Below are 26,836 nucleotides of genomic sequence, written 5' to 3'. Positions count from 1 at the left end.
GGACGCGTGAGGGCATCGGAGCCTCTTCGACGTCATGCCCGGGCTTGTCCCGGCCATGACGAGCGTCTTTGACACGTTCATGCCAACAGCGCCTTACGGATTCTGCGGCGTCAGGACCAGCGGCGGCTTCGGCCGCGGCTTTGCGGGCGGTGGGCCCGGGGCGGGCCGCACGTCGATCGGCGGCGGCAAGGGGGCGACTTGCTGGCTCGCCAACGGCGGGCTCGGCGCGGCGGGCGCGGCCAGCGGCGGCTTCGGCGTCGGTGCGGCTTTGGGCTCCAGCTTCGCCTTCGGCGGCGGGCGGCGCGGATCGCGGCCGGGCATCGGCACCTCGGTCGGCAACGGCTCAGGCTCCGGCGAGACCAGCGTCGGCAGCGCGGCGGTTGCCGGCGGCGGCTCGCCACGCTCGATGGCGTCGAGCCGCCGCGTCTCGCGATCGATCGTGCGCACCGCGAGCCACGACGACAACGGCGTGAGATCGACGGTGCGGCTGAGCTTGTCGGGAGGTCCGGCCACAAACAGCTGGATCTCCGGCGGTGCGCCGGAGAGACCGGTCATGATCGGCGTCAGGCTGGCGCGGATATCGAGCTGGTCGGCGGGAATGTCGTAACCGCCGGAGACGATGACATGCGCATTCTTCGCTTCCAGCGGCGTTGCGCCGACGCGCAGGCGGCCGTCGCGGATCGTGAACGGGATCTGCGCCGAGGCGACCGCGATCGGCCCCGTGGACAATGCGGGCTCGACCAGCTGGCGCAATCTGGTGTCGTCGGAGATCTGCCCATTGTCGCTGGCGCGAATGGCGATCTCGAAGGCGCGCGGATTGAGGCCGTTGATCTCGGCCGCATCAAGCGTCACCGTGCCGTTGCCGGCGAGTGCGCCTGTCAGCGCCGAGACGCTGCGGCCCTGGCTCGTCAGCGTCATCTGCGCCGAGATGCGCCCCTTCGGCAGCGCCAGATCGCGGTAGCGCAGCGAGGCCGCATCGACATTGCCGAGATCGAGATGCGCATTCAGCGCCAGACCGTTGGGGCCGTTGCGGGCATCGAGGCTTGCGGTCATATCGCCGCCACCGAGGCTGCCTTTGAGTGCGTCGAGCGCGAGCGACTGGCCGTCGCCCCTGAGCGCGCCGCTGAAGGGACGAATCTCGATTCCCCCGGGCAGGTTGCCGCGCAGCGCCTGGAACGCGACGCGGCCGCGCCAGCCGGTGATGAGGCCCGCGCTGAGCGGCTCGCCGCTGTCGCGCCCGGCCGCGCCGACGGCAAGCGCGAGCGCCGGCATCAGGTCGAGCGTGTCCAGCCCGACTTCGCCGTCGACGCTCTTCTCCTGATCAAGCGTCACGACGAGATGGCCGCGCAGGCGTGAACCCGATGCGGTGCCGTCGAGATCGTCGAAGATCAGGCGATTGCCTGCCAGCGTGAGGCGGGAGGACAGGCTCGCAGTCTGAGCCGATTTATCGGCCGGAGCGGCCCCGAACAGCGGCGCCAGATTGACGTTGCGGACGTGCAGGTTCACGTTTGCTTTGGGCTCAGCCGCCGACAAGTCGACGCTGCCTTGCGCATCCGCGTCCAGGCCGCCGCCACCGAGCTTTGCATTCAGCTGCATCGGCCGTCGCCAGGCGCCGCTCAGCCTGCCCTCGATCTGCGCGGCGCCCGCGCCTGCGGCAACGATGCGATCGAGGCCAAGCAGCGCCGCCAGCGCGGCGGCCTGCGGCGTCGAGATTTTCGACTCCAGCGTGAAGTCGCTGCCCCGTAGTTTTTCGATGTCGAGGCCGCCAACCGCCGCGACCTGCGGCTGCGCGGCGAACGTCGCGGCGGCCTTGAGCTGCGGCGCGTCGAGATCGAGCACGATGCGGGCATCGCTGCGGTCGGGATGTTCGGCATTGTTGTCGAGACTGAGGTCGAGCTTCAGGCGCGTCGCGCCCGGCAACGCCGGGATGGCATCGAAGCGCGCGCGGACCGCAGGCGCGATCGGCTCCAGCAACGCCGTGAGATCGCGCAGAGAATTGGCCGACGATTTCAGCGCGAGCTTGCCGGTGGCCCTGGTGCGGTCAAAGCTGCCTGATGCCTCCGTGGTCACGCCGCTGGCCTGGCCGAAGTGCAATTGCTCCAGCGACAGCGCGGTCGGGCCGTAGCCGAGCCTGGCCGCGAACGGCCGCAGCTCCTGTCCCGCCGAAATCGCGCGGCCGATGTCGAGCGAAAGTTTCGCCTCCTCCGGCCATTCGCCTTGGGGACCTGCGACCGCGCGGACAAAGCTCGTGGCGGCATCGAGATCGAGGCGGTCCGCCTTCAGCTCCGCCTCGATCCGCGAGCCTTTGTTCGCGCCCGTTTGCACGAAGGCGATCCGCCCCTGGACGGTGCCACCTTCAATGTCGGCCTTCAGGGCGTCGATGGCCAGATGATTGGCCGCGATCGTCACATTGCCATCGAGACGGAGCGGCCGCGTGCTGCGCCTGATGATTTCGTTGCGGCCCTGCAGCCAGGCCACCAGCGTATCCGGATCGGAGGACTCGACACTGAGGCGGCCGCTGAAACTGTCGGCGCCGGGCGCGGCGCCGTTGAGCGAAAGCTGCGTCATGCCGGGTGCGCGCAGCTCGAGCCGCTGAAAGGTCCAGGACCGGCCATCGGTCTGAAGCTCGGTCGTGATGTTCTGGAGCGGACGGCCGCCCAGCATGATCTGGTCGGAACTGAACTCGATCTGCGCCGGGATCGGCGCCTGCGGAATCGCCGCAAGGCCCGCGCGCAGGGCCGGCAGGATACGCAGCGGCTCGGCATCGTCGCGGCCGGCGAGCTTGTCGGCATCGACCTGCCGCGCCGACAGCACCGCGCGCAGCAGCGGCGAAGCGCCGAATCTGAGGTCGCCGACGCCGCCGACCTTCAGCGCGCTGTCCTCGAGGCCGAAGCTCGCGTCGATCTGGTCGAACCTGGCACCGGCCGGATCGGCCTTGAGCTTTGCGGTGAGCTTCCAGGGCGTCGGCCCCGCCTCGCCTGCTTTCTTCGGTGGCGGCACGGCCAGCGTCAGCGCGCCATCGAATTTCGGCGAGCGGTTGTCGAAGGCAAGCACGCCTTCGAGGTCGGCCAGGATGGCGCGCTCGCCGGGATCGATATTGAGGTGCACGCGGGTGGCGCTGCCGTCGGGGCTGGGGCCGGAGGAGACGCGGAACGGATAGCGCACGCCGTTGGCGGTGAAATGACCGTCGCCCCGCACCGATCCCGCGAGCGAGCGGACGTCGCCGGAGAAGCCGATGTCAATCAGCTCGAGCGTCGAGCGGCTGGCGGCATCGTGAAGGGCGATGCGGCCGGTGAGGTTGAGCCGCTCGATGGCGAGCGAGGCGAGATTGAAGGTGCCGCTCGCGGTGGAGGGCAGATCGACCTTGCCCCTGGCGTCGAGGCCGAGATCGGCCGCCATGCCGCCGACCGAGAGCTCGGTGGCACGCCATTCGCCGCGCATCAACGAGCTCAGGCTGAACTCGACGTCGAGCTTGTCGGCGCGCAAGCGCCCGAGATCGTTGTTGCCGCCGAAGGTGACCGAACGCAGCCGCAATGTCGGCGCCGGCAGGAGCCGCGCATCGAGCTCGCCCGCCACGCGCACCGGCACGCCAATGATTCGGGTCGCCTCTGCCTCGAACTGGGGCCGGAACTGGTTCCAGTCGATGAAGTAAGGCCCGATCAGCGCGGCCAGCAGCGCTAAGATGAAGGCAATCGCCAATCCGAGCAGCGTCGTCTGCACGGGTCTCCCCTCGGCCAAGCCGGCACCCGGGTCAAACCCAAGCTGACAAACCAAGCTTCAGGCGCGCCGGAACAGCCCCTTATATAGGGGGAAGTGTGGCGAAGTCACAGCGACTGTTGCGCGCGGCGGTTAATGCGGCAGGCCTTACCAACAGGCCTCACCAGCTCGCGGGGAGGCGCCTCAAGCCCCGCAAGACGAAGGTCGGCCGCCATTCCGGGTTCTCGACGTCGTCGATGCGCAAATCCGGCAGCCGCCGCAGCAGCGTGGCGATGGCGATCTCGGCCTCGATGCGCGCCAATTGGGCCCCCAGGCAGAAATGGATGCCGCCGCCGAACGACAGCGGCCGGACGTTCGGCCTGGCGATGTCGAGCCTCTCGGGGTGGTCAGGATAAACCGCCGGATCGTGATTGGCCGAGCCGAGCAGGCAGAGCACGGTCTCGCCCTTGGGGATGGTCTTGCCGCCGAGATCGTCGATCTCCTCCAGCGCGACGCGCCCGGTCATCTGCACCGAGGAATCGTAGCGCAGGAATTCCTCGATCGCGCCCGTCATCAGGTCCGGCCGCGCCTTCAACAGCGCCAGCTGGTCCGGATTGCGATGCAGCGCGAGCAGGCTGTTGCCGATCAGATTGACTGTGGTCTCGTGGCCGGCGCCGAACAGCAGGATGATGTTCGCCGTCAACTCCTCATTGGTGAGCTTGTTGCCGTCCTCCTCGGCCTGCACCAGCTGGGTGATGAGATCGTCGCCGGGAGACTTGCGGCGCAGCTCGAACAGCTGCTGGAAATACATCTGCGCCATCGTGGTGGCGGCGTTGGCCTTGGCGATCTCCTCCGGCGTCATCGGCACCGGGTCGAGCAGCCGACCGCCCTCGCGCGAGCTTTTGTAAAACACCTCGCGATGGTCCTCGGGAATACCGAGCATCTCGCAGATGATGGTGACAGGCAGGCGGAAGGCGAAATCCTCGATCAGGTCCATCTGGCCGCGGCCGATCACGGCATCGATGGTCTGGTCGACGATCTGCTGGATGCGCGGGCGCATGTCCTCGACGCGGCGGGCGGTGAACGCCTTCACCACGAGGCCGCGCAGGCGGGTGTGATCGGGCGGATCGGCCTGCAGCATCCAGTGCCCCATGCTGCGGAACACCGGCTCCTTCATGATGTCGGGGCCGTAACGGCGCGTCGTGCGCTCGACGAAATCCTTGCCGAAACGCTTGTCGCGCATCACGAGGCTGACCTCGGCATGACGACTGGCCACGAACTGGCCGAACGGCGTGACGTGGATCGGATCGATCGTGCGCAGCCGGTCGTAATGCGGATAGGGATTGCGGATGAAGTCCGGCGCGAGCGGATTGAACAGGGGATCGCTGGCGACGCTCTGCACTTGCTCGTTCATGGTGACCTCACGTCGGTTGCCGCATGACACGATACGCCGGTTTGCAGCCCCGAAAGCCGGCGTAACCATCCCTGATGATTTATCAACTCGATACATTGTTGTATCGAGTTGCATTCTGCCCTAACCTTGAGCGATGTCAAGACTGAGAACCAGGCCGACCAGGGACGACACGCGCGAGGCGCTATTCGAGGCAGCCGCGCGCGTGTTCGAGCAGGACGGGATCGGCGGCGCCAGCATCGAGGCTATCGCGGCGGAGGCTGGCTTCACCCGCGGCGCGTTCTATTCAAATTTTGGGAGCAAGGACGAGCTGATCATCGCGATGATCGAGGACCATGTCGAGCAATCGATCCGCCGCAATATGGAGATCCTGGCGCAGCACGACAATCTCGACGATTTCATCGCGGCGTTGAAAGCAATGGACCGCAGCAAGCAGGACCCGCTCGGCCGCTCGCCGCTCCTGCACATGGAGATGATCCTCTTCGTCGCGCGCGCCGAGAAGCGCCGGCCCGAGCTCGCCAAGCGCCTGCGGGCTCGGCGCAAGCTGATCGCCGACATCGTCGAGGCGACGTTGAAGGACAGCACCAAGGGCGAGACGCTGAACCCGCCCTGGATGGCCTCGGTCGTGCTGGCCCTGGAAGACGGCTTTCGCCTGCACCGGCTGATCGATCCCGAGACCACGCCCGCGGACAGTTTTCTGCGGGCGATTACGGATTTGCGGCGGAGCACGGGATTGGCGACGGATTAGGGCGCACGGCGACGCGCTGGACATTGCGATGCCGGGAAGCAGCAACGTAGCGCCGTCGTCGGGAATCGGGTGGGAGAGCCGCGGTGTGATCGTCATAGCTTCTCATGGTGGGCACCAAAGCACACAGGAGAAGTGATCGTGACGGTTGAACAAGACAACAAAGCCATCGTCGGCCAGTGGTTCACGAAATTCTGGGGCAAGACCTGCGACCTCGGAATTGTCGATGAACTCGCCGCACCAGATATGCTGCTGCAATATTCGCTGCACGAGCCGCGCCGCGGGCGCGACGACATCAAGGCATTCATGAAGGACTTTCGGAAAGCGTTCCCCGATCTCAATTTCTGGGGCGCTGCCGATCTCATCGCCGAAGGCGACTATGTCGTCGGCCGGTGGGAGGGCGGAGGTACGCATACCGGGCCGGCATTCGCCGACTTCCTGGCAGGATCGCTGCCGGCCAACACCGGCCGCAAGATGAAGTTCACCGGCACGACCGTATTGAAACTCAAGGACGGAAAGATCCTCGAGGAAATCGGTCTCGACGACGGGGTCACTGCCCTGCAGCAGCTCGGTCTCATCCGCGCTGCCTGAGCCCTGTGCCAGGCGCAGAGACCTCAACGAACACACCGGCGATCTTGCGGTCGCCGGTGTCATTCTGGAAAACGCGCGCTAAGCCGACCCCTTCACCGCAATCGGTTGCCAATCATTGAGGCGACATTGCTGGACAACGCGAATGGCGAAAGGCCGAGCTTGCCGTGGATGACCTTGGTCGTGCTGGCGTTGGAAGATGGTTTGCGCCTGAACCGGCTGATCGATCCGGACACGACGCCGGCCGACGGCTTCTTGCGTGCGATCACGGATTTGCGGCGCCGGACGGGACTGGCATCAGAGTGAGGCGGGAACGGGTGCTAGCGAACGCGCTTGCCCTTGTTCGTCGGCAACGGACAGTTCGTACAGACACTGTCGTCGCACATTCGGCAGATCGTGAAACGATCCATCTCGGACGTGTCCTGCCGGGCAAGAAGCTCATGGATCAGCGTTTCGAGCCGCTTGGTTTCTGCCGGTGACAACACGTCCAGAAGCGACGCGACGGCTGAAATCCGGGAATTCATGAGTTCATTCCGCGTCGCCACGCCAGCGGCGGTGAGGTGCAAGGCGACCTCCCGGCCGTCTTTCCCTGCCCGGCGCTCGACAAGCCGATCCGAAACCAGACGATCCACCAGCCGGACCGTCCCGGAATGCGACAGGCCGAGGATCCGCCGCAGCTTGTCGTTGGTCATGCCTTGGCCATAGCCGATGACGACCAGGGCCGCAGGCGTCTCGCCGCCGCGGCCGATGACCTCGCGCGCGCCCTGCTCGATACGATCCATGACTGCGAGCGAGAGCGCTCCCAGCAAATTCGCGATTCCCGTTTCCATGCTCACCACAATATGTGCGCTACGCACAAAAAACAACTTGACCAAATATGTGCGCTACGCACATATTTCATCCTACAACGAAGGCATGGAGAGAGAGACGATGAATCCAACAAGCGCTGCACGATCGACGGCAGATGCCATGCGCGATGAACCCACCCTCAAATATGTGCAGGCCAACGGCGTGCACTTTGCCTATCTCGAACAAGGGAGCGGCCCGCTGGTGATGTTCCTGCACGGTTTTCCCGACAACGCCTGGTCATATCGCAAGCAGCTGCAAGTCTTTGCGGACGCCGGGTACCGCGCGGTGTCGCCGTTCCTGCGCGGCTATGCGCCGACCGAGATTCCGGCGGACGGCATTTTCGATCCCATCGCACTGGGCAAGGATCTCGAAGCGCTGATCGCCGCGCTGAGCGAGGACGGGCAAGCGTGCGTCGTCGGCATGGATTGGGGCGGCACGTCGACCTTCCAGGCGCTCGCCACGGCGCCGTCGGCGATCAAGGCTGCAGTGGTGATGAACACGGCGCACCCGATCACGTTTTCAAGCATCAGGCGGGATCCGGACACCATCCGATCCATCTTCCATGTCTATTTCTTCCAGATGGCCTACGCCGAGTCTTCGGTCAATATCGAGGGACTTCCCTTCGTCGACTATCTCTGGAAGCTATGGTCACCGACATTCGATGATCCCGAACATCTGCGTTCGATCAAGCAGACGCTCGGCTCTCCCGGCACCATGGCGGCGGCACTTAAATATTATGGAGGCCTGACTGATGCAGGACGCCTGGGCCGGCTGCCGATCAACGACATGCACACGCCGACACTGACCATTTATGGCAGCAACGATCCGACGGCGAAATATTCGGTGAAGGAAGAGCCGCTCTTCAAAGGGCCACACCAGCGCATTGTCCTGCCTGATGTCGGGCACTTTCCGCACCTCGAGCGTGAAGCCGACGTCACCGCCTTGATCATGGACTGGTTCAAGGCGCACGCGCCCGACTGAGCGCAAGTTACGGACGCCGAAGAGCGCCGCCCGCAGCGGCGGCGCTGGCCAATGTCTTTCAGATTTTATGACGAGGAGAGTACGCGATGGACGCCAAGACACAGCAGCAACATGCCGAGACGTTTCTTGCCCTTCACAAGACGGCAGATCCGCTTGTTCTGTTCAACGCCTGGGACGCCGCCACCGCCAAGGCGATCGCAAAGGCGTCGCCGGCTATCGCGACCAGCAGCGGAGCGGTCGCCTCTGCTCTCGGTTACGCGGACGGAGAAAATGTCCCGCTCGACCTCGTGGTAGGTCTGGTATCGCGGATCACCGCCGCGGTGTCAGTTCCTGTATCGATCGACCTGGAGGCAGGATATGGCGACACGCCGGACGCCGCAGCCGCATCGGCGGCCCGGATTCTGCAAGCCGGTGCTGTCGGCATCAATATCGAAGACGGACTATACGGAGGAAAGCGGCAACTCGCCGGCGCCTTGCAGCACGCGGCGAAGATCAGGGCGGTGCGGGACACCGCGCGGAGGCTCGGAGTTCATCTGTTCATCAATGCGAGAACCGATCCCTTCCTGCTGAAATTCGGCTCGCCGGAGGAATGCCTCAATGAAGTGGCGCGGCGCGCGAAGGTCTATGCCGACGCCGGCGCCGATGGACTCTTCGTACCCGGTCTCACCGATCTCGCATTGATCGCGAGACTGGTTCAGCTGGCGCCCCTGCCGGTCAATATCATGGTGACGCAGGGGATTCCGGAAATTCGCGATCTCGCTCGCGTCGGCGTTCGGCGGGTGAGCCTTGGGCCATGGCCGATGATGGCGGCGATGCGCCTCATCGGACAGGCAGCCGCAGGGGTCGCCGCGAGCAGGCAATACGGGACGTTCCTGCAGCCGAATGCCTGAGCCGTTCTCCGGCGTCGTGCCTCAAGCCGAGCGCTTCACCGCAACCGCCGGCTTGACCTCGAGCCGCCCCAGCATCGCCCTCGCCTGCTCGGCGCAGTGCTCGATCAGCCAGCGCTCGAAGGCGACGGGCGCCAGCGCGGGGGCGTAGAGGAAGCCTTGCACGACGTCGCAGCCGAGCTCGGCCAGCATCTTGCGCTGGCCTTCGGTCTCGACGCCTTCGGCGACGACGGTCAGCCTAAGGCCCTGACCGACCCGGACCACGGCGGTGGCGATCGCGAGTGCGCCGGCATCCTTCTCGATGTCGCGCATGAAGCTGCGGTCGATCTTCAGCTCGCGGATCGGCAGATGGGCGAGCCGGCTGAGGCTCGAATAGCCGGTGCCGAAATCGTCCACCGACAGGCCGATGCCGAGGGCGCGGATCGCGTGCATCGTCTCCAGCGCAGCGGCGCCGTCCTGCATGAAGGTGCCTTCGGTGATCTCCAGCATGAGGGCATCGGGCGGCAGATCGTGTTCGGCGAGGACATCTTGGAGCCGCGCGGCCAAGGTGACGTTGCGGAAATTGATCGGCGACAAATTCACCGAGACGCTGGGGATGTTGAGCCCGGCGCGACGCCAGGCCGCCATCTGCCGACAGGCCTCGCGCACCGACCACAGGCCGATCTGCTCGATCAGGCCGCATTCTTCGGCGAGCGGAATGAACTTGGCCGGCGAGACGTCGCCGAGCACGGCATCGTGCCAGCGTGCCAGCGCTTCGACCCCGTGGACGGCGCCGTCGCAGCTGCGGATCTGCGGCTGGTAGAACAGGCTGAGCGCACCCTCGGCAATGGCGCGGCGGAGTGCTGCGATCATCGCCAGCCGCTGTTCGGTCAGGCCGTTCATTTCGGCGTTGAACATGCAATGGGTGGAGCGGCCCGCCTGCTTGGCCATGTACATGGCGGCATCGGCCTGCTGCATCAGCGTGTCGATATCGGTCGCATGGTCGGGATAGAGGCTGATGCCGATGCTGGCCGACATCGGCATCAGCTTCGATCCGAGCCGCAGGGGCGCAGCCAGCGCCTCGGTGATGCGGGTCGCGACCCGCTCGGCGCTCTCGGCATTGCGATGCGGCAGCAGGATGACGAACTCGTCGCCGCCAAGCCGGCCCAGCATATCCTCCGGCCCGATCTGCTCGCGCAGGCGCTGCGCGAGCTGGATCAGAAGCTCGTCGCCGGCGGCATGGCCGAGCGTGTCGTTGACGTCCTTGAAGTGATCGACGTCGAGGAAGGCCAGCGCGACATGGCTGCCGGTTGGACAGGCATCGATCGCGGTCGTGATCAGGTGCCGCAATTGCGCGCGGTTGGGCAGGCCGGTGAGAATATCGTGATAGGCAAGCCGCGCGATCTCGGCGCGCGCTTCCTTGCGTTCGATTGCGAAGGCGGCGAGGTCGACGCAGGCATCGACGATGCGCCGGTGCCAATTGCTCGGCGCGCGAGGCTCGCGGTAGTAGAATGCGAAGGTGGCAATGACCCGGCCGTCCTTGGCCTTGACCGGGGTGGACCAGCAGGCCCGCAAGCCGGTCGCGAGCGGCATGGCCTTGTAAGGCTGCCAGCGCGGATCGGTGTCGAGATCTTCAGCCAGCACCGGCTCGCCATAGAAGGCGGCGGTGCCGCAGGAGCCGACGTCAGGTCCGATGGCGATGCCGTCCAGCGCGCTGGAATACTCCTCGGGCAGGCTCGGGCCCCCGAGCGGGTGAATCAGGCCTGCGGCATCGACATGCAGCAGCGAGCAGACGACGTCGGGCGCGATCTCCTCGACGCGGCGGCAGAGCCGGTCGGCGATCTCGCTGATCGGGACCTCGTCGGCGAGCGCGCTCATGATCAGCTGCTGCAGCGAGCGCAACTGCCTGCTCTCGGTGATGTCCTCGACCAGCGCGAAGATGTGCCTGAGCCGGCCTTTGCTGTCGCGGAAGGCGTCGAGCCGCGCACAGACCCAGATCTCCTCGCCGCTCTTGTCGTAAACGAGTGTCTCGACCTCGCCGCGGCGGCCGCCGGCCATGAGCCGCTTGACGAGCTTCGCAATCGCCCTGCGGTTGGTATGGCAACCGGCGATGAGCTCTGCCGCAGGCCGCCCCTCGGCTTCCTCGCTGGTATAGCCGAACAACGCCGTGAAGGCCGAATTGACGTAGCGGATGTTGTGCTCGACGTCGGCGATGATCACGGCGCGATTGGTCTGGTCCGAGACTGCGTTGAGCAGCCCGATCCTGACGCGACGCTCGGCCTCAGTGGTGACGTCGCGCGCGAATATGATGTAATTGACAGTACCGTCGATGGTCGTCGACGACAGCGCAATCGTGGCCTTGATCCGGCTGCCGTCGCGCCTGATGAGGCTGATCTCGTCGCGAAAGTCCACGACCGGATCGGCTTGAAGACATTTGAGCGTGAGAATGGCGGCGTCGCCGCCCAGCACGTCGGCAGGCGCAAGCTTCCAGATCCGCTCAGCGCCGGCGTTGAAATAGGTGATGCGACGCGCATCGTCGACGATGACGATGCCGTCGTCGGCGCATTCGAGCGCGGCGCGCAGCACGTCCGGCATTTTGGTCAGGGGGCAGTCGGAGGCAGACATCATTCGACCCGGCAGCATCGGCAAGATACGGCAACCAGCCCAAGGCTACCGCGCCGATGGTGTCCAAGACCTTTTTGCAACCGGCCCGGGTTCGGCCAAGCCGCGACATGCTTAACAGTCCGAGAAAAATGCCGTGCTAATGCAGAGCGAGCGGAACCTATTCGGCGCGAGTTCCCGCCCGGAGCATGTGCAGCCGGCCGGCCACGGCCCTAACCTTGCCCGGCGAGGCCCGCCAGACCGACAGCGCCGAGAGAAGGCTGACGATGATCGCAATGCCAAATGCGAGCGTGTAGTCGCCGGTGCGGTCATAGAGCAGGCCGGTCACCCATGGCCCGGCCGCGCCGCCCGCCAATGCCGCGAGCATGATCATGCCGAAGATGCTACCCTGGTGGCGGCCCCCAAAAATCTCGAACACCACTGCGCCCATGATCGAGGTGAGCCCGTAGCCGAGCGCGCCTTGTGTGAACACCATCAGCCAGACCAGCCAGAACGAAGGCTGGTATTTCAGCGCCATCAGCGCCGCGAAGCAGATCGCAAACCCCACACAGCTGATGGCCCAGACCCATTCCCGCCCGATCCGGTCGGAGATATGGCCGAGGAAGATCTGGCCGGGGATGCCGAGCAGGCTGACGGCGCCGAGCGCCCAGACCGCAACGCTCGGGCTGAATCCGATGTCGAGCAGGAATTTGGTCTGGTGCACCTGCACTGCGTACCAGATGTACAGGCCGCAGAAATAACCAAGCGCGAGCCACCAGAAGCGCGCAGTCGCAACCGCCCGCTTCAGCGTCCAGTCGATCGCGGCCCAGTCGGGATCGACGATGTTGGAGACCGGCTTGGCGGCGCCCGTGACCGGCTCGCCGTCGCCATCGGGCCGCAGGCCGATGTCTTCGGGGTGCTTGTGCAGCAGCAGATTGATCGGCGCCAGCACGACCAGGATCATCAATCCCATCGCGGTGCAGGCGGTGCGCCAACCGGTCTGCTCGATCATGTGCTGCACCCATGGCAGCAGCGTCATCGAACCGATGCCGACGCCGGCAAAGGCGATACCGATGGCAAAGCCGCGCTTGCGGATGAACCAGTTCGGCAGGAACAGCGACTGGCCGGAATAGCCGAGGCACACGGAGCCGGCGCCGACCATGACGCCGATCGTCACGTAGAGATGCCAGGGCTGGCTGGTGAGCGGCGCAAGCAGCAGCCCGCCGGCCATCAGCGCCACGCCGAGCTCCATCACGGCGCGCGGGCCGGCACGGTCCATCAGCCTTCCGATCAGCGGGCTGGCCACGGCGGACGCGATGAAGCCGAAGGAGAACGCGCCCGCAGTCACGCCGCGCTCCCAGCCGAACTCGGCAATGATGGGCGGAAAGAACAGCGAGAAGGAGGTGCGCGCGTTGACGCCGATGGCCATGGTGACGAACGTCACCGCAACCACGACCCAGCCGTAGAAGAACGGAAGCCGCATTTTTCTTGTTTCATCCCTGGACGGTCGTCTACCGATCATCCGGGATTGCCCGGGTCAAGTGATTTTAGCGAATGCCTCTACATCGTCATTGCCGGGCTTGTTCCGGCTATCCACGCCGTGCAAGGCGGTACAAAGAACGTGGATGCCCGGGCCTTCGCCGCGCCGAAGCGGCTTCGGCCGCGCAGGCGGGACAAGCCCGGGCATGACGACCTCTTGTGATGTTCAAATGCTGCGAGACGGGCGTTCAGGCGGCGTCGCGCTGCGAGCCTTCGGCCGGCCCGTCAAGCTCGATCTGGTCGATCGGCAGCGGGCGGCTGAACAGATAGCCTTGCGCAAAATTGACGCCGAGTGCCTTCAGCCGCTCGAACTCCTCTGATGTCTCGACGCCTTCGGCGGTGACCGACATGTCGAGCCCGCGCGCCAGTGTCACGATCGAGGAGATGATCGCGGAGGAGCGCGGCTGGTGCGTCAGATTGCGGATGAACGATTTGTCGATCTTGATCTTGTCGAACGGAAATGCGGTGAGATAGCTCAGCGAGGAATAGCCGGTGCCGAAATCGTCGAGCGCGAGCTCGACGCCGATGCTCTTCAGCCGCTCCATGAAAGCAAGGTTCTCGGTGCCGCGCTCCAACAGGACGGATTCGGTGATCTCGATCTCGAGCCGCTGCGGCGACAGGCCGGAATCCCGCAGGGCCGCGTCGATGACATCGAACAGATCGGCTTCCTTGAACTGGATCGGCGAGAGATTGACCGCGACCATCAGGCCCGACGGCCACGCCGCCGCATCCGCGCAGGCGCGGCGCAGCACGAATTCGCCGAGCGGCACGATCAGCCCGGTCTCCTCGGCAAGCGCGATGAACTGATCCGGCGGGATCAGCCCGCGGGTCGGATGCCGCCAGCGCACCAGTGCTTCGAAGCCGCGCCGCGCGCCGGTGCCGGCATCCATGAACGGCTGGTAGTGCACCTCGAGCTGGCAGAGCGCGATGGCGTCGCGCAGATCCCCTTCCAGCGTGTTGCGCGCCTCGAGCTCGGCCGACATCGCCTCGTCGTAGATGGTGAAACAGTTGCGGCCGGCCGACTTCGAACGATAGAGCGCAAGGTCGGCCTTCTTCAGCAATTGCTCCTGGTCGCTGCCGTGATCCGGCGCGACGGCAATGCCGATGCTGGTGCCGATCTCGACGCGATGCCCCGGCAATGGGAACGGCTCGGCGACGAGCTTGGCGATCCGCGCGGCCAGCTCGGTCGACGATGCGCGCTGATCCTCGCAGCCCTCCTGGATGATAGCGAACTCGTCGCCGCCGAGCCGCGCCAGCACGTCGGTGGCGCGCACGGCGGATTTCAGCCGCTGCGCCACCAGGCGCAGCAGCGCATCGCCGGCGCCATGACCGAGGGAATCGTTGACGTTCTTGAAGCGGTCGAGGTCGAGCATCAGGATCGAGAAGGTCCAGCCGCCGTTCTTCAGCTGATCATTAAGCTCGTCGAGCCGCGCAAGGAAGAAGGCGCGGTTCGGCAATCCGGTCAGGACGTCGGTCTGCGCAAGCTCGAGCACGCGACGGTTGGCCAGCGAGAGCCGCCGCGAGTTGCGGCTTGCCAGCATCAGATAGATCGACAGTGACAGTGTCAGCAGCATGCCGACGATGAGGACCGCGCCGGCGCGGTCGTAGGTCATCTCGAGGGAACCGCCGACCGTCGGCATCACGCGCACCTGCCAGTCGGTATCCCCGATCTTGAGATGGCCCGACCAGTGCAGGCCCCGCGCGACGTCGCGCATCGACTGCGGCGCGGAAGGCGCCGACGAATAATCCGGCATCATCTCCTCGAGGCCGACGATCCCCGCCGTGAAAGGCGGATACACGTTCACGCTGACCGCAGGGCTTGCGCCGGTCGTGCCACGAATGGCCTCTATCAGCAGCGGCAGGTCGAACACGCCGACCACGTAGCCTGTGAGATTGCGGCGCCGGTCCGCGACCGTGTCGCGAGAGGTCCCCTTGGCGTAGACGGGAACGGCGACGAGAGCATAGGACAGCCGGCCACCCCCGCGCGGATCGTAGAGGCGCGCACGAACGCTGGCGATTCGGTCGTTGTCACGCGCGCGCTCGAGCGCGGCGGCGCGTTCCGGAACGCTGGCATAGTCCATGCCATAGACGGGCGACGTCTTCGGGTAGGTCGAATAGAACACCGGAAAATATTCATCGCTTTGCGGCGCGGTCGCAAATCTCTCGCCCTGGAGCGACTTGATGCGATAGCCGGACAGGCCGTCCGCGACCGCGGCAGCCTCGTATTCGGCGCGTTCCTTGCGGTTGACGCGCGGCAGCCAGGAGATGCGCAGCATGCCGGGATGATGCTCGAACAGCCGGGCGCTGAACGTCTGGAACTCGCTGCGGGTGATTTCCTCGTTGGCCGATTCGAACAGGGTGCGCAGCGCGACGAGCCGGCTGATATATTCGTTCATGCCGTTCTGCATGACGATGGAATCGGTCTCGGCCGTGCTTTCGAACTCGATCCTGTTGACGCGGTCTTCCCACCGCGCCACGGCCGCAGCGCCCGCCAGCGAGAACAGCAGACCGACCCCGGCTGCGACGAGAGACGATAGAGCCCGAGCAGCGGCGCAGTGCGCCACCACCCGCTCCCCCGTTTCCGGCCCTGATCGTTCCGATCGCGATCGCCCATACGTAAAAGCCGCCGTTCCCCTCTTCGCGGTGGACCGAACTTCTGGTTGAACCGCCGCGGTGGCAATCGGACAAGGACCGCGGTTAAGAACTGCACAATTTCGGAACCAGGCCTTGCCGCATTGCACGGCTTAGTTAACGAAGTGCGCGCCTGGACCGCCTGCATCGGCGCAACTTGCCGGTTTTACCCGGAGTATTACGGAGCTGCCGGTCCAGAGCCGGTTAGCGAGCTATTCAGGCCGCGCGACTATGCTTGGCGCGCTTTCTCCAGCATCCGGCAACACTTCCTGATGAACCTGTTTCGATCAGCGACACGCATCGTGCTGAGCTTCGCACTGCTCGCCGCAGCCACGTGTGCTGCAAGCGGCGAGGAGGTCGGCGTCGGCGCCGACACGATCCTGTTCGGCCAGACGGCTGCGTTCGCAGGCCCCTCAGCTTTGCTCGGTCAGCGCATGCGGCAAGGCATCGTCGCAGCATTCACCGAGATCAACGCAAATGGCGGCATCCATGGCCGCAAGCTGCAGCTGATCAGCCGCGACGACGGCTACGATCCCGACCGTTCGGTGGCGCAGACGCTGCGGCTGATCGAGGACGACAAGGTGTTCGCGCTGATCGGCGGAGTTGGCACGCCGACGGCGATGGCGACGATTCCGATCACCAGCGCCCGGAACATTCCCTTCATAGCACCGTTCACCGGCGCCGAATTTCTGCGCGACCTCAAGCTTCCGAACGTCGTCAACATCCGCGCGAGCTATGGCGCGGAGGCCGAGGCCTGGATCAAGCACCTCACCGAGGACCGCAAGTTCACCCGCATCGGCATCTTCTACCAGGACGATTCCTTCGGCCGTGACGGCCTTGCCGGCGTGAAGAACGCGCTGGCCAGACGCGGCCTCGAACTCGCCGCCGAAGGCACCTTCGAGCGCAACACCCGCGCGGTCGGCGCGGCCTGGCGGGTGATCAAGCGCGCCGAGCCCGAGGCGATCGTCATGGTCGGGACCTACGGTCCTTGCGCCGAATTCATCAAGCTGGCGCACCGCAGCGGCCTTTCGCCGACATTCGTCAACATCTCCTTCGTCGGCGCCACCGCGCTCGCCAAGGAGCTCGGCCCCGAGGGCGAAGGCGTCATCGTCTCGCAGGTCGTGCCATTTCCGTGGGATCGCTCGCTCAAGCTCGTGGCCGACTACCAGGCCGCACAGAAGGTACTCGACCCGGCGCTGACCCCGGACTTCGTTTCGCTCGAAGGCTATCTCGCCGGCCGCTTTGTCGCCGCGGTCCTAAGACATCTCGGACCGAACCCGACGCGGGCGGAGCTGATGCGGATCATCAACGACGTCGGCCGCTTCGACATCAGCGGCACCGTCATCACCGTCGGCTCACGCGCCATCGACACGCCACCGAAGGTGTTTTTGACGGTGATCCAGAAGGACGGGACGTTCAAGGCGGTCGATAGGCTTTAGGGCAGTTCACCGCCTGCGCGTCCAGCGCTCGGCGTTGACGGCACCCTGCGGCGCCTCGCCCTTGGTGATGGCCTCGACCTGCCGCACCGTCTCCAGCGACTGATATTCGATCGCCTGCGGCGTCAGGCCGCCGACATGCGGCGTGGCGATGACGTTCGGCAGCCTTGCCAGCTCCGGCGTCGGCATCTGGTCGGGTGCACGGCCGACATCCATTGCCGCGCCGGCAATGCGGTTCTCCAGCAGCGCCTTGGCGAGCGCGGCCTCGTCGACCAGATTGCCGCGCGAGAGGTTGATGAAGAATGCGTGCTTCTGCATGCGCGCCAGCGCCGCCTCGCCGATCAGCTTCTCGGTCTGCTCGTTGGCGATGGCGAGGCAGACGACGAAGTCCGATGCCGCGAGCAGCTCGTCGAGCGCGACATGTTTGACGGCGCTGTCGCTGACATCGGCGAAGGGATCGGCCACCAGCACCTGCATACGCAGCACTTTTGCGACCTCGGCGAGGTAGCGCCCGATGCTGCCATAACCGATGATGCCGATGGTGCTGCCGGCCAGCTGGCGGCCCATCCGCGCCTCCGGCTTGCGGCCGGCGTGGTAGTCGGCCGTCGCTCGCGACACGCCGCGCGACAAATCGACCATGAAGCCGACCGCGAGCTCGGCGACCGCCTGCACGAAGCCGGGACCCGCCCGTGTCACCAGCACACCGGCTTGCGAGGCCGCCTCGACATCGACGTTCCTGATATCGACGGCACAGCGGACAAAGGCACGCAGGCGCGGCAATTGCGCAAAAATCTCGCCGCGACCTTCGGTCATGCGATCGGCGACGATGATGTCGGCGTCCTCGGCCGCACTGACGAGGCCCGCAGAATCGAGCGCCTGGTCGCCCTCGTGCAGGATCACCTCGGCGATGGCGCGCAAGCCGTTCAAGCTGCGATCGCCATAGTAATTGCGGCGCATCTCCGGCGTATGGGCCAGCAGGACTTTCACGGCAGCACTCCCTTAGTAGCCGAACGCGCGCGGCAAGGCGGTGCTCAGCCACGGCACGAAGGCGATGACGAGCAGGCAGAGGAACAACAGGCCGAGATAACCCAGGATCGGCTTCACCGTCTGCTCGATCGGCACGTTGCCGATCAGGCAGGCGCCGTAGAGCCCGAGCCCGAGCGGCGGCGCGAACAGGCCGACGCCCATCGCAATCACCAGCACCACGCCGAAATGCAGAGGATCGATACCGAGCTGCACTGCGACAGGCAACAGCAGCGGGCCGAAGATGATCAGCGCGGCCGCCCCTTCCAGCACCGAGCCCATCACGATCAGCACGGCGATCGCGAGCAGGATGAACAGCCAAACACCTGACGTCTTGGACAGGCCCAGCATGAAATCGCCGACCGCATGCGGCACCTGCTGCAAGGTCAGCGTGAAGGCCAGCGACTGCGCGGCGGCGACGATGAACAGCACCAGACCGGCGCGCGTCGCCGCCTGCACGAAACTGTGCGCGGCCGATCTGAAGCTGAGCTCGCGGAACACGACGCTGCCGACGACGAGCGCATAGGCCACGGCAAAGGCAGAGATCTCGGTCGCGGTGGCAAAGCCGCTCTTGAAACCGAAGAAGATCATGAAGATCAGGCCGAACGAGGCGATCGCGCCGCTCCACAGGCCTGAAACCGCCATCTGCGGCTCGACCTCCTCGGCGGCCTCAGGCGTCTTGCCGAAGACGATGGAGAAGGCGATCAGCACCGCCGCCATCAGCGCCGCGGGCAGCAGGCCTGCCATGAACAGGCCGCCGATCGAGAGGTTTGCGACAAAGCCCAGGATGATCAGGTTGATGCAGGGTGGGATGGTCTCCGCCATCACCGCGGACGCCGCCAGCAAGGCGACCGCGCTGCCCGGATTCTGCTTGGAGCGGCGCGCCGCCGGGATCAGCACGGAGCCGACGGCGGCGACGTCGGCCATCTTCGAGCCCGAGATGCCGGAGAACAGCACCATCGAGGCGACCATCACGACGTTCAGGCCGCCGCGCATGCGGCCGACCGCGCGCTGCAACAGCTCGATCAGGCGCACCGACATGCCGTTGGCTTCCATGAGGTAGCCGACCAGGATGAAGAACGGGATCGCCAGCAGCACGAAATTATCGATGCCGCGCGCCATCTGCTGGGCGAAGATGACGCCGGGCAACGCGCCCTCGACCCAGATGAAGATCAGAGCGGCCAGCGCCAGCGCAAAGCCGATCGGCAGGCCGCCGAACAGCGTGGCGAAGAAGCCGATCAGCATCAAGGTGCCCGCCGACGGCACCGAGGACGGCGACAGATAATCCCAGGCGGGATAAAGGCCGGTGACGACGGCGACTGCAACAAGCCCCCTGACAATGTCGGGGAGCGGCCGCGCGCAGAGATGGTCGATCGCGAACACCGTCATGAACAGCGCGCCGATCCCCATCGGATAGAAGGTGAGCTCGAGTGGCAGGCCCGAGCCGGTGGTCTGGCCTGAGGTCAGCGAGCCCAGCTTGATCGCGTTGTAGGCGACATAGCCGGAGATCAGCACGACGAGCAGGCTGCTTGCCGCATCGACCAGCGTGCGCAGCCGCCCCGGCAACAGATCGCGGAAGAAGGACACGCCGACATTCTCGCCGCGCGCCAGTGCACTCGCCGCGCCGAAGAAGGCGGAGCCGACCATCAATCCGCGCGCGACATCATCGGACCATTCGACCGGCGCGTTGAAAAAGAAGCGCAGCAGCACCGAGCCGCAGACGACCGCGAGATCGGCGGCCAACAAGACGGCCGCGATCGCGTCGCTGAGGCGAAGCAGGAGGGCGATGCTCCCGTGGCGGCCGCCCGGGAGCGATACGGCGTCTGCCATCACCATCTCAGGCTTGCGTCGAACGAATGATGTCGATGACGGGCTTGGACTCCGGCCGCGCCTTGATGAAGTTTTCGATCTGCGGCGCGACACGCTTCTTGAAGGCCTCGCGATCGCATTCGGCCACCGTCACACCCTTCTCGGTCAGGGCCGTCAGCGCCTCTTTCTCGACCGCAAGCCCGTGGGCCCGCGTGTCGACCGCGGCCTTCTTGGCGGCGTCCAGGAAGCCCTCGCGCAGCTTCGGATCCATGCGGTTGAACGTCACGTCGCTGAAATAGACCGCGAGCGGCGAGAAATTGTGCTGCGTCAGCGCATAGAATTTCGCAGTTTCGAAGAACTTGCTGGCGAGGATGGTCGGCGGATCGTGCTCGAGACCGTCGAGCACGCCGGCCTGCAGCGCCGTGTAGATCTCGCCGAACGCCAGCGGCGTCGCGGCGGCGCCCATCAGCCGCAGGCATTCGGTGATGACGGGATTGGGCAGCGTGCGGATCTTGAGGCCGGCGAGATCCTCAGGCGTCTTCACCGGCTTCTTGGCGAGGACGCTGCGCGAGCCGAAATTATAGGCCCAGGCGATGATGCGGATGTTGCTGCCCTTGAGCAGCGCGTCCTCGATCGGCTTGGCGGCGCCGGCATCGAACGCCTTGGTCTGCTGCGGGAAGCTCGAGAACAGGAAGCCGAGATCGTAGGTCCCGACCAGCGGCACCAGATTGGCCGAGATCGACGAGCCCGAGATCATGAGGTCGATGACGCCGAGCTTCACCGAATTGATGACGTCGATCTCCTGACCGAGCTGGTTGTCGGGGAAGAAGGCGACCTCGACCTGCTCGCCAAGACCGTTGGCCTTAATCTGCTTCACGAGGTTGTCGTAGTAGACGCGGCCGTTGGCGAATTTGGGATCGTTCGGCAGCGAGGACGAGCATTTCAGCTTCAGCGTCGCAGCTTCTGCGCGGCCGATGATGGCAGGAGAGAGCACAAGGCCGGCGGTCAGCGCCGTCGACGACTTGATGAACGTGCGACGGCTGACGGGCACGAGGGTCATGGTTTTCTCCCCAATATTTTTTGTTGCCGGCCGCGGTCGTTGCCACGGCCTGTTGCGCGGAGAGTAGGGCCAAAGCGACGGAGCAGGCAAGGCGTGCCACGGAGCGCGATGCGCGCGCGAGCGGCAGGCGCTCAGGCGCGAATTGCCGGGGAATGCCTATATTTGCCGATGTTTTCGATCATGCCGCAACGCGGCCAAGCGGCTTCCATGCAAGATTGCCGCAGATCGATCCAATTCAGGTATGGATCAATGCCGAACGCAGATCGATGAGCACGCTGCAAAAAGCTGCGGGACCGGGATCCCGCAGCTCTGTCATTTTCCGCGATCGATAAGATCAGCGCGACGGCGCGACGCTCAGCTGTCCGTTCGCCGCCTCGACATCACGCGAGGGCCGCAGCGCGAAGGCGCCGTCGCCAAGCAGCGCCTGCGCAGCCAGCGCAATCGCCCAGAAGGCGGGAAATTCCCAGCCGCCCTTCGGGTTGGTGAAGAAGAAACCGGCCGCACCGTGCACGGTGAAGATCGCACCAAGCAGGACGGGAATGCCTGCCAGCGCCGCATAACGGGTCCAGACGCCGAGGATCAGGGCGATGCCGCTCAGCACTTCCACTGTCATGACGAGGTAGGCGAGTTCCGGTGGGAAGCCGAGGCTGCCGAAGAACTTTGCGGTGCCGGCGGGGGTGAAAACGAACAGTTTCAGGCTGGCATGGGCCAGGAACAGCGCGCCCAGGGTCACACGCAGCACCAGCGCGGCGTAGGGGGCGGTACGGGAATCGATCATGACGGTCTCCATTGTTGGGCGATCTATGATCTATTCTCAGAACAATGATAATCTGCTATTTTGGAAATATACTTCACACCATTGGAGTGAAATGGGTGCTCGACCGCCTGACCAGCCTGGAAGTCTTCGCCAAGGTCGCGGCGAACGGCAGCCTGTCAGGCGCGGCCCGGGCGATGGGCCTGTCGCAGACCATGGTGACCAAGCATGTCGCCTCGCTGGAGGCGCGGCTCGGCATCAAGCTGTTTCACCGCACCACACGGCGGCTGTCGATCACCGAGGCCGGCCGGCTCTATCTGGAATCCTCCGAACGAATCCTCGCCGACATGGAGACGGCCGACGCCGCGGTCGCGCGCGAGCGCGTCGAGCCGCGCGGCTCGCTGCGGGTCAATGTGCCCGTCGTGTTCGGCACACGCCAGATCGCACCGCTGATTGCCGACTTCTCGGAGCGTCACCCCGAGGTCACGATCGAGCTCGGCCTCAACGATCGCCTGGTCGATCTTGCCGAGGAAGGCTGGGACCTCGCCATCCGGATCGGCACATTGCGCGACTCCAGCATGGTGGCGCGCAAGCTCGCGCCGAACCGCCTGGTGGTCTGCGCGGCCCCTTCCTATCTTGCCAAGCACGGCACGCCGCGCAGCGTCGCTGATCTCGCCGGGCATAATTGCCTCGGCTACACGCTGTCGCAACAGGCAAGCGCCGCGGAATGGCTGTTCGGCGCGGAGGGCGAGATCCGCGTCCAGGTCTCCGGCAATCTGCGCGCCAACAATGGCGATGCGCTACGCGCGGCGACCCTGGCCGGCCTTGGCCTTGCGCGGCAGCCGACCTTCATCGTCGCCGACGATTTGCGCGCCGGCACGCTGGTCGCGCTTCCGCTCGACCAGCCGGAGGTGCAGTCATCTGCCGTGCATGCGGTCTACCTGCCCGACCGTCGTCCGCCGGCAAAGGTGCGCGCCTTCATCGATTTCCTCGCCGCGCGCTTTGCGCCGGAGCCGCCGTGGGACCACGGCCTGTTCTGACACTGCACGGCGCAACACGTCGGCTCCGGCAGCCCCCTGCCCAATCGCGGCTCGTTGTAACGTGAGCTAGCGCACAGACGCAGCAATGGCGGACGATTAGAAAAGGTGACATTCTCGCACGCATTGCCAGTGGAGGTGACCCCATGCGCCGTCCAGTCCTTTGCAATTTGATCCTTGCCTCCGGTCTCCTTGCGCTTACCCAGTTGATGACGCCGACGGACGCTGCGGCCGAAGCGCGGCTTGCGCTGGTGATCGGCCAGTCCGCCTATCGCACGGTGCCGGAGCTGCCCAACGCCGCCAATGATGCCAAGGGCATGGCCGAGCTGCTCGGCAATGCCGGCTTCACCGTCACGGCCGCACCGAATCTCGCGCAGAACGAGATGCGCCAGGCGATCTCGGATTTCGCCGGCAAGGTCAGCGCCAGCGGCGCCGACACCGTCGCGCTGGTGTTCTATGCCGGGCACGGCCTGCAGATCGACGGCGAGAACTATCTCGTGCCTGTCGATCTCGACCCCAAGCGCGAGGCGGACATTCCGCTGCAGGGCGTGCGGCTGAACGACCTGCTCAACACGCTCGGCGCGCTGCCGACGCGGGCGCGCATCTTCATGCTCGATGCCTGCCGCAACAACCCGTTCCCGGCGCTCTCGGGTGCCGGCCACGGGCTCGCGATCGTCGACACCAAGGCCGGCGCACCCGGCTCGTTCATTTCGTACTCGACCTCGCCCGGCGCCGAGGCCGAGGACGGCGATGGCACCGACAGTCCCTACACCACGGCCGCCCTGACCGTCGCCAAGCAGCCGAACATTCCGATCGAGGAAGTGTTCAAGCGCATCCGCATCGCGGTGGCGCAGTCGACCGACGGGCGCCAGATTCCCTGGGAAAGCTCGTCGCTGACGACCGACTTCAAGTTCTTCGGCGAGAGCAGCGGCCAGCCGCCTGCGCCGGGCGCAAATTCGATGGCGCTCGCCAGCGTCTCGCGCAGCGTCGCTGACTGGCGCAAGGATTTGCAGGGTAAGGATGCCAAGGTCGCCTATGATCTCGTGATCGCCGACGACACGGTGGAAGCCTATCAGGCCTATATCGAACTGTACGCGCAGGATGTCCGCACGCCGCGCTTGCGCACCGTCATGGAGCGGCGACGTCAGATGCTGGCGTGGGACCGCGCGGTGGCGATCAACACCCGTGCGTCCTATGAGACTTATCTGGCGAACTGGGACAACAGCGATCTCGCCGCAACCGCGCGGCGGCTGCTGCTGCGCGTGCAGAACCGCAACTATGCCTTACCGGTTGCCGCCGCTGCGGTCCCGGTCGCCGTCGCGATGGCGCCGACCTGCCCATGCTCGGCACCGACCCCGCCGGCATCGACGCCGATCAACCCGACGGTTGCGCCCATCATCAAGAAGCGCGTCGACGACACGCCGCCGCCCTCAAAGCGCAAGGTCGCCGACACACCGCCGAAGCGCAAGCCGCCGACTGATGAAGTCGTCGAGCGCGCGCCACCTCAACAAGGCCCGCCACCCGCCGCCATCATGCAAGGCATCGGCATCGGTGTCGGGATCGGCATGGGAATGGGCATGGGTGGCCGCGGTGGCGGCGAGATGGGACACGGCGACTACGGTCGCAGCAACAGATACTGAGGCTATCGATCGCGAAGCGGAGGGCAAACTCGCCCTCCGTCATTGCGAGCAATGACGACGGAGAGACCGCCACCTGCCGCCCTTCCGGAAATGCTGTAGTCTGATCGGCCGACACGCACTTTCCGGGGACACCACATCGATGACGCAAGACGCTCACGCCAGAAGCTCATGGCCGCTGTTTCGATCGCTCGCGTCCTATGCCCTGCCCGGCGATCTCATGGCGGGACTGACGCTCGCGGCGATCGCCATCCCCGAGCAGATGGCGACCGCGCGGCTCGGCGGCTTTGCGCCGCAGATCGGCTTCTTCGCCTTCATAGCGGGCTCGCTCGGATTTGCGCTGCTCGGCGGCAATCGCTTCCTGTCCTGCGGTGCCGATTCCACGATCACGCCGATCTTCGCCGGCGGGCTCGCGGCGCTCGCCACGACAGGTTCGCCCGAATATCAGGGCCTTGCCATCGCGCTGGCCTTGATGGTCGGCGCGATGATGCTCGCCGGCGGTGCGTTCCGGCTCGGCGGCATCGCCAATCTCTTGTCGATGCCTGTCATGGTCGGCTTCCTCGCCGGCATCTCCGTCCACATCATCGTGTCGCAATTGCCTGGCGTGCTCGGACTGGACTCGCCTGGTGGTCCGACGCTCGACCGCATCGGTGTGCTCGCGAGCGAGATCGGGCGCACCAATCCCATCACGTTCTGCATCGGCCTCGGCGTGCTCGCCGTGGTCTTCATCTCCGAGAACGTCAGCGCAAAAATTCCCGGCGCGCTGATCGGCCTCGTCGGCGCGACGCTGGCCACCGTCGCGCTCGGTCTCGAGAGCAAGGGCGTCAACGTGGTCGGCACAGTGCCGGGCACGCTGCCACGGCCGACCTTGCCCGACCTCGCGCCGGAACTGTGGGTGCGTCTCGTGCCGCTCGCCTTCGTCATCACAGTTGTTGTGATGGTGCAGACGGCGGCGACGACGCGGTCGTTTCCGTCCGATCCCGACAGGCCCGCCGATGTTGATCGCGACTTTCTTGGCGCAGGCGCCGGCAGCGTGCTGTCAGGCCTGTTCGGCGCGTTTCCGGTCAATGCCAGCCCGCCGCGCACCGGCATCGTCGCCGAAACCGGCGGACAATCGCAGCTCGCAGGCCTTGCCGCGGCGGCGATCGTGCTGGCGCTGCTCGCATTCGGCACCGGATTGTTGCGACACGTTCCGGACGCTGCGCTTGGCGGCATCCTGCTGTTTGTGGCGCTGCGGATCATCCGCGTGCAACAGATCGTGACGATCTATCGCCAGTCGTTCAGCGAGTTCCTGCTGATCGTGGCCACCGCCGCGCTGATCATCGTGCTGCCGATCCAGCAGGGCGCCTTTCTCGGCATCATGCTGTCGCTGCTGCACGGCATCTGGAGCACGACGCGCGCCAGACTCGTGGAGTTCGAACGCGTGCCGGGCACCACGATCTGGTGGCCGGCGCATCCGCACATCGCCGGCGAGCGTGTCGCGGGTGTCGCCGTGATCGGGCTCCAGGCGCCGCTGTCCTTTCTCAACGCGCCGGGCTTCCGCAGCGACGTGACCAAGGTTTTGGGCACGTCGGCACCGCAATTGCTGGTGCTGGAGGCGAGCGGCATGGTCGAGATCGACTTCACCGCCGCGCAGATCCTGCTCGACGTCTTCAAGGTGTGCAGCGCGCAAGGGGTCACGGTCGCCGTTGCACGGCTGGAATCGCTGCGCGCGCAGGAGGCGTTCGAGCGCTTCGAATTGTACGGTGCCCTGCCGAAGGAGCACGTCTTCCACAGCGTGGATGAGGCCGTGCACAAGCTGGCGAAATAATCACTGCACCAAGGTGGGATGATCCCGCTGCGCCGTCTCGCGGATCCAGCTGGTGTGGATCGCGCGGAACAGGATCTGCGCGGTCTTGAGGTCGTTCGCCGTCATGCAGAGATTGACGATACGATGCACGGCGTCGTCGCGCATCAGGCCGTCGGAGATCTTCATCGCGATCTCCATCGCCGCCTTCGCCGCGCGCTCATAACGGGCACTCTCGCTCTTGTCGTTTCGCGCAGCGGCGATAGCGCTCTGGGCCGCGGCGTCGCAGATTGCGCGGATGCGCGCGGCAGCTTCGATGTCGCCGAGCGGCGATTCGATCGCTTCGTCCCAGATGTCCGCCCGCTTCTGCCTCGCGAACCACTTCAT

At 65.6% G+C, this 26,836-nt stretch carries 20 protein-coding genes; 9 read left to right on the top strand and 11 right to left on the bottom strand.

The genetic code is table 11. The features are described from left to right. Nucleotides 1-93: 93 nt before the first annotated feature. Together XH80_RS35295 and XH80_RS35290 are read right to left on the bottom strand one after the other, a co-directional pair. Nucleotides 94-3,720, bottom strand: coding sequence for an AsmA family protein (locus XH80_RS35295; protein ID WP_271602589.1), 3,627 nt, complete (start codon nucleotides 3,718-3,720; stop codon nucleotides 94-96). A 157-nt stretch (nucleotides 3,721-3,877) separates the two neighbouring features. Then, complete coding sequence (locus XH80_RS35290) at nucleotides 3,878-5,110, bottom strand: cytochrome P450 (RefSeq protein WP_271602588.1); 1,233 nt, start codon at nucleotides 5,108-5,110, stop codon at nucleotides 3,878-3,880. A 133-nt stretch (nucleotides 5,111-5,243) separates the two neighbouring features. Between XH80_RS35290 and XH80_RS35285 the strand changes: the two genes are divergently transcribed. The 3 genes from XH80_RS35285 to XH80_RS35275 all read left to right on the top strand — a co-directional run bounded on the left by XH80_RS35285 (nucleotide 5,244) and on the right by XH80_RS35275 (nucleotide 6,746). Further along, nucleotides 5,244-5,855: a TetR/AcrR family transcriptional regulator gene (locus tag XH80_RS35285; RefSeq protein ID WP_271602587.1), complete on the top strand. Its 612-nt coding sequence runs from the start codon at nucleotides 5,244-5,246 to the stop codon at nucleotides 5,853-5,855. Nucleotides 5,856-5,993: 138 nt separating this feature from the next. Continuing rightward, nucleotides 5,994-6,443 (top strand): ester cyclase, encoded by a 450-nt coding sequence (locus tag XH80_RS35280; RefSeq protein ID WP_271602586.1) that lies wholly within the window; start codon nucleotides 5,994-5,996, stop codon nucleotides 6,441-6,443. A 126-nt stretch (nucleotides 6,444-6,569) separates the two neighbouring features. Continuing rightward, nucleotides 6,570-6,746 carry a hypothetical protein gene (locus XH80_RS35275; RefSeq protein WP_271602585.1) on the top strand — a complete coding sequence of 59 codons (177 nt, stop codon included), beginning with the start codon at nucleotides 6,570-6,572 and terminating at the stop codon, nucleotides 6,744-6,746. A gap of 14 nt (nucleotides 6,747-6,760) precedes the next feature. Here XH80_RS35275 and XH80_RS35270 read toward each other — a convergent pair whose 3' ends face one another. Then, on the bottom strand, nucleotides 6,761-7,270 hold the full coding sequence (locus XH80_RS35270) for a MarR family winged helix-turn-helix transcriptional regulator (protein ID WP_271602584.1): 510 nt from the start codon (nucleotides 7,268-7,270) through the stop codon (nucleotides 6,761-6,763). A 139-nt stretch (nucleotides 7,271-7,409) separates the two neighbouring features. Here XH80_RS35270 and XH80_RS35265 point away from each other — a divergent pair, with 139 nt between their 5' ends. Further along, nucleotides 7,410-8,270 carry an alpha/beta fold hydrolase gene (locus XH80_RS35265; RefSeq protein WP_271602583.1) on the top strand — a complete coding sequence of 287 codons (861 nt, stop codon included), beginning with the start codon at nucleotides 7,410-7,412 and terminating at the stop codon, nucleotides 8,268-8,270. Nucleotides 8,271-8,356: 86 nt separating this feature from the next. After that, nucleotides 8,357-9,160, top strand: a complete 804-nt coding sequence (locus XH80_RS35260; protein WP_271602582.1) for an isocitrate lyase/PEP mutase family protein — start codon at nucleotides 8,357-8,359, stop codon at nucleotides 9,158-9,160. A gap of 21 nt (nucleotides 9,161-9,181) precedes the next feature. Here the strand turns inward: XH80_RS35260 and XH80_RS35255 are convergent, their stop codons facing one another. The 3 genes from XH80_RS35255 to XH80_RS35245 all read right to left on the bottom strand — a co-directional run bounded on the left by XH80_RS35255 (nucleotide 9,182) and on the right by XH80_RS35245 (nucleotide 15,840). Further along, complete coding sequence (locus XH80_RS35255) at nucleotides 9,182-11,761, bottom strand: EAL domain-containing protein (RefSeq protein WP_271602581.1); 2,580 nt, start codon at nucleotides 11,759-11,761, stop codon at nucleotides 9,182-9,184. 157 nt (nucleotides 11,762-11,918) lie between these two features. Beyond that, the gene (locus XH80_RS35250) at nucleotides 11,919-13,220 is read right to left on the bottom strand and encodes an MFS transporter (protein ID WP_271602580.1); all 1,302 of its coding nucleotides are present in this window, start codon (nucleotides 13,218-13,220) and stop codon (nucleotides 11,919-11,921) included. Nucleotides 13,221-13,464: 244 nt separating this feature from the next. After that, the gene (locus XH80_RS35245) at nucleotides 13,465-15,840 is read right to left on the bottom strand and encodes a bifunctional diguanylate cyclase/phosphodiesterase (protein WP_271602579.1); all 2,376 of its coding nucleotides are present in this window, start codon (nucleotides 15,838-15,840) and stop codon (nucleotides 13,465-13,467) included. Between the two features lie 339 nt (nucleotides 15,841-16,179). Between XH80_RS35245 and XH80_RS35240 the strand changes: the two genes are divergently transcribed. Then, the gene (locus tag XH80_RS35240; protein WP_271602578.1) at nucleotides 16,180-17,346 is read left to right on the top strand and encodes an ABC transporter substrate-binding protein; all 1,167 of its coding nucleotides are present in this window, start codon (nucleotides 16,180-16,182) and stop codon (nucleotides 17,344-17,346) included. A gap of 6 nt (nucleotides 17,347-17,352) precedes the next feature. Here the strand turns inward: XH80_RS35240 and XH80_RS35235 are convergent, their stop codons facing one another. The 4 genes from XH80_RS35235 to XH80_RS35220 all read right to left on the bottom strand — a co-directional run bounded on the left by XH80_RS35235 (nucleotide 17,353) and on the right by XH80_RS35220 (nucleotide 22,013). Beyond that, a complete protein-coding gene (locus XH80_RS35235; protein ID WP_271602577.1) occupies nucleotides 17,353-18,330 on the bottom strand; it encodes an NAD(P)-dependent oxidoreductase in 978 nt (325 codons plus the stop codon). A 12-nt stretch (nucleotides 18,331-18,342) separates the two neighbouring features. Beyond that, complete coding sequence (locus tag XH80_RS35230) at nucleotides 18,343-20,196, bottom strand: TRAP transporter large permease (RefSeq protein ID WP_271602576.1); 1,854 nt, start codon at nucleotides 20,194-20,196, stop codon at nucleotides 18,343-18,345. A gap of 7 nt (nucleotides 20,197-20,203) precedes the next feature. Next, nucleotides 20,204-21,235 carry a TRAP transporter substrate-binding protein gene (locus XH80_RS35225; protein WP_271602575.1) on the bottom strand — a complete coding sequence of 344 codons (1,032 nt, stop codon included), beginning with the start codon at nucleotides 21,233-21,235 and terminating at the stop codon, nucleotides 20,204-20,206. Nucleotides 21,236-21,569: 334 nt separating this feature from the next. Beyond that, the gene (locus tag XH80_RS35220; RefSeq protein WP_057747272.1) at nucleotides 21,570-22,013 is read right to left on the bottom strand and encodes a DoxX family protein; all 444 of its coding nucleotides are present in this window, start codon (nucleotides 22,011-22,013) and stop codon (nucleotides 21,570-21,572) included. 95 nt (nucleotides 22,014-22,108) lie between these two features. Here XH80_RS35220 and XH80_RS35215 point away from each other — a divergent pair, with 95 nt between their 5' ends. From XH80_RS35215 to XH80_RS35205, 3 genes are all read left to right on the top strand, one after another. Beyond that, the gene (locus tag XH80_RS35215; protein WP_220006128.1) at nucleotides 22,109-23,029 is read left to right on the top strand and encodes a LysR family transcriptional regulator; all 921 of its coding nucleotides are present in this window, start codon (nucleotides 22,109-22,111) and stop codon (nucleotides 23,027-23,029) included. A gap of 143 nt (nucleotides 23,030-23,172) precedes the next feature. Then, nucleotides 23,173-24,666, top strand: a complete 1,494-nt coding sequence (locus XH80_RS35210) for a caspase family protein (RefSeq protein WP_271602574.1) — start codon at nucleotides 23,173-23,175, stop codon at nucleotides 24,664-24,666. A 139-nt stretch (nucleotides 24,667-24,805) separates the two neighbouring features. Continuing rightward, on the top strand, nucleotides 24,806-26,473 hold the full coding sequence (locus tag XH80_RS35205) for a SulP family inorganic anion transporter (RefSeq protein WP_271602573.1): 1,668 nt from the start codon (nucleotides 24,806-24,808) through the stop codon (nucleotides 26,471-26,473). Here the strand turns inward: XH80_RS35205 and XH80_RS35200 are convergent, their stop codons facing one another. Continuing rightward, complete coding sequence (locus tag XH80_RS35200) at nucleotides 26,474-26,836, bottom strand: hypothetical protein (protein ID WP_271602572.1); 363 nt, start codon at nucleotides 26,834-26,836, stop codon at nucleotides 26,474-26,476.

This window comes from Bradyrhizobium sp. CCBAU 45384, from assembly GCF_028128665.1.
Lineage (GTDB): Bacteria > Pseudomonadota > Alphaproteobacteria > Rhizobiales > Xanthobacteraceae > Bradyrhizobium > Bradyrhizobium manausense.
The sequence above is the reverse complement of the archived record's forward strand: the minus strand, read 5'-3'. Positions and strand labels throughout refer to the sequence as shown.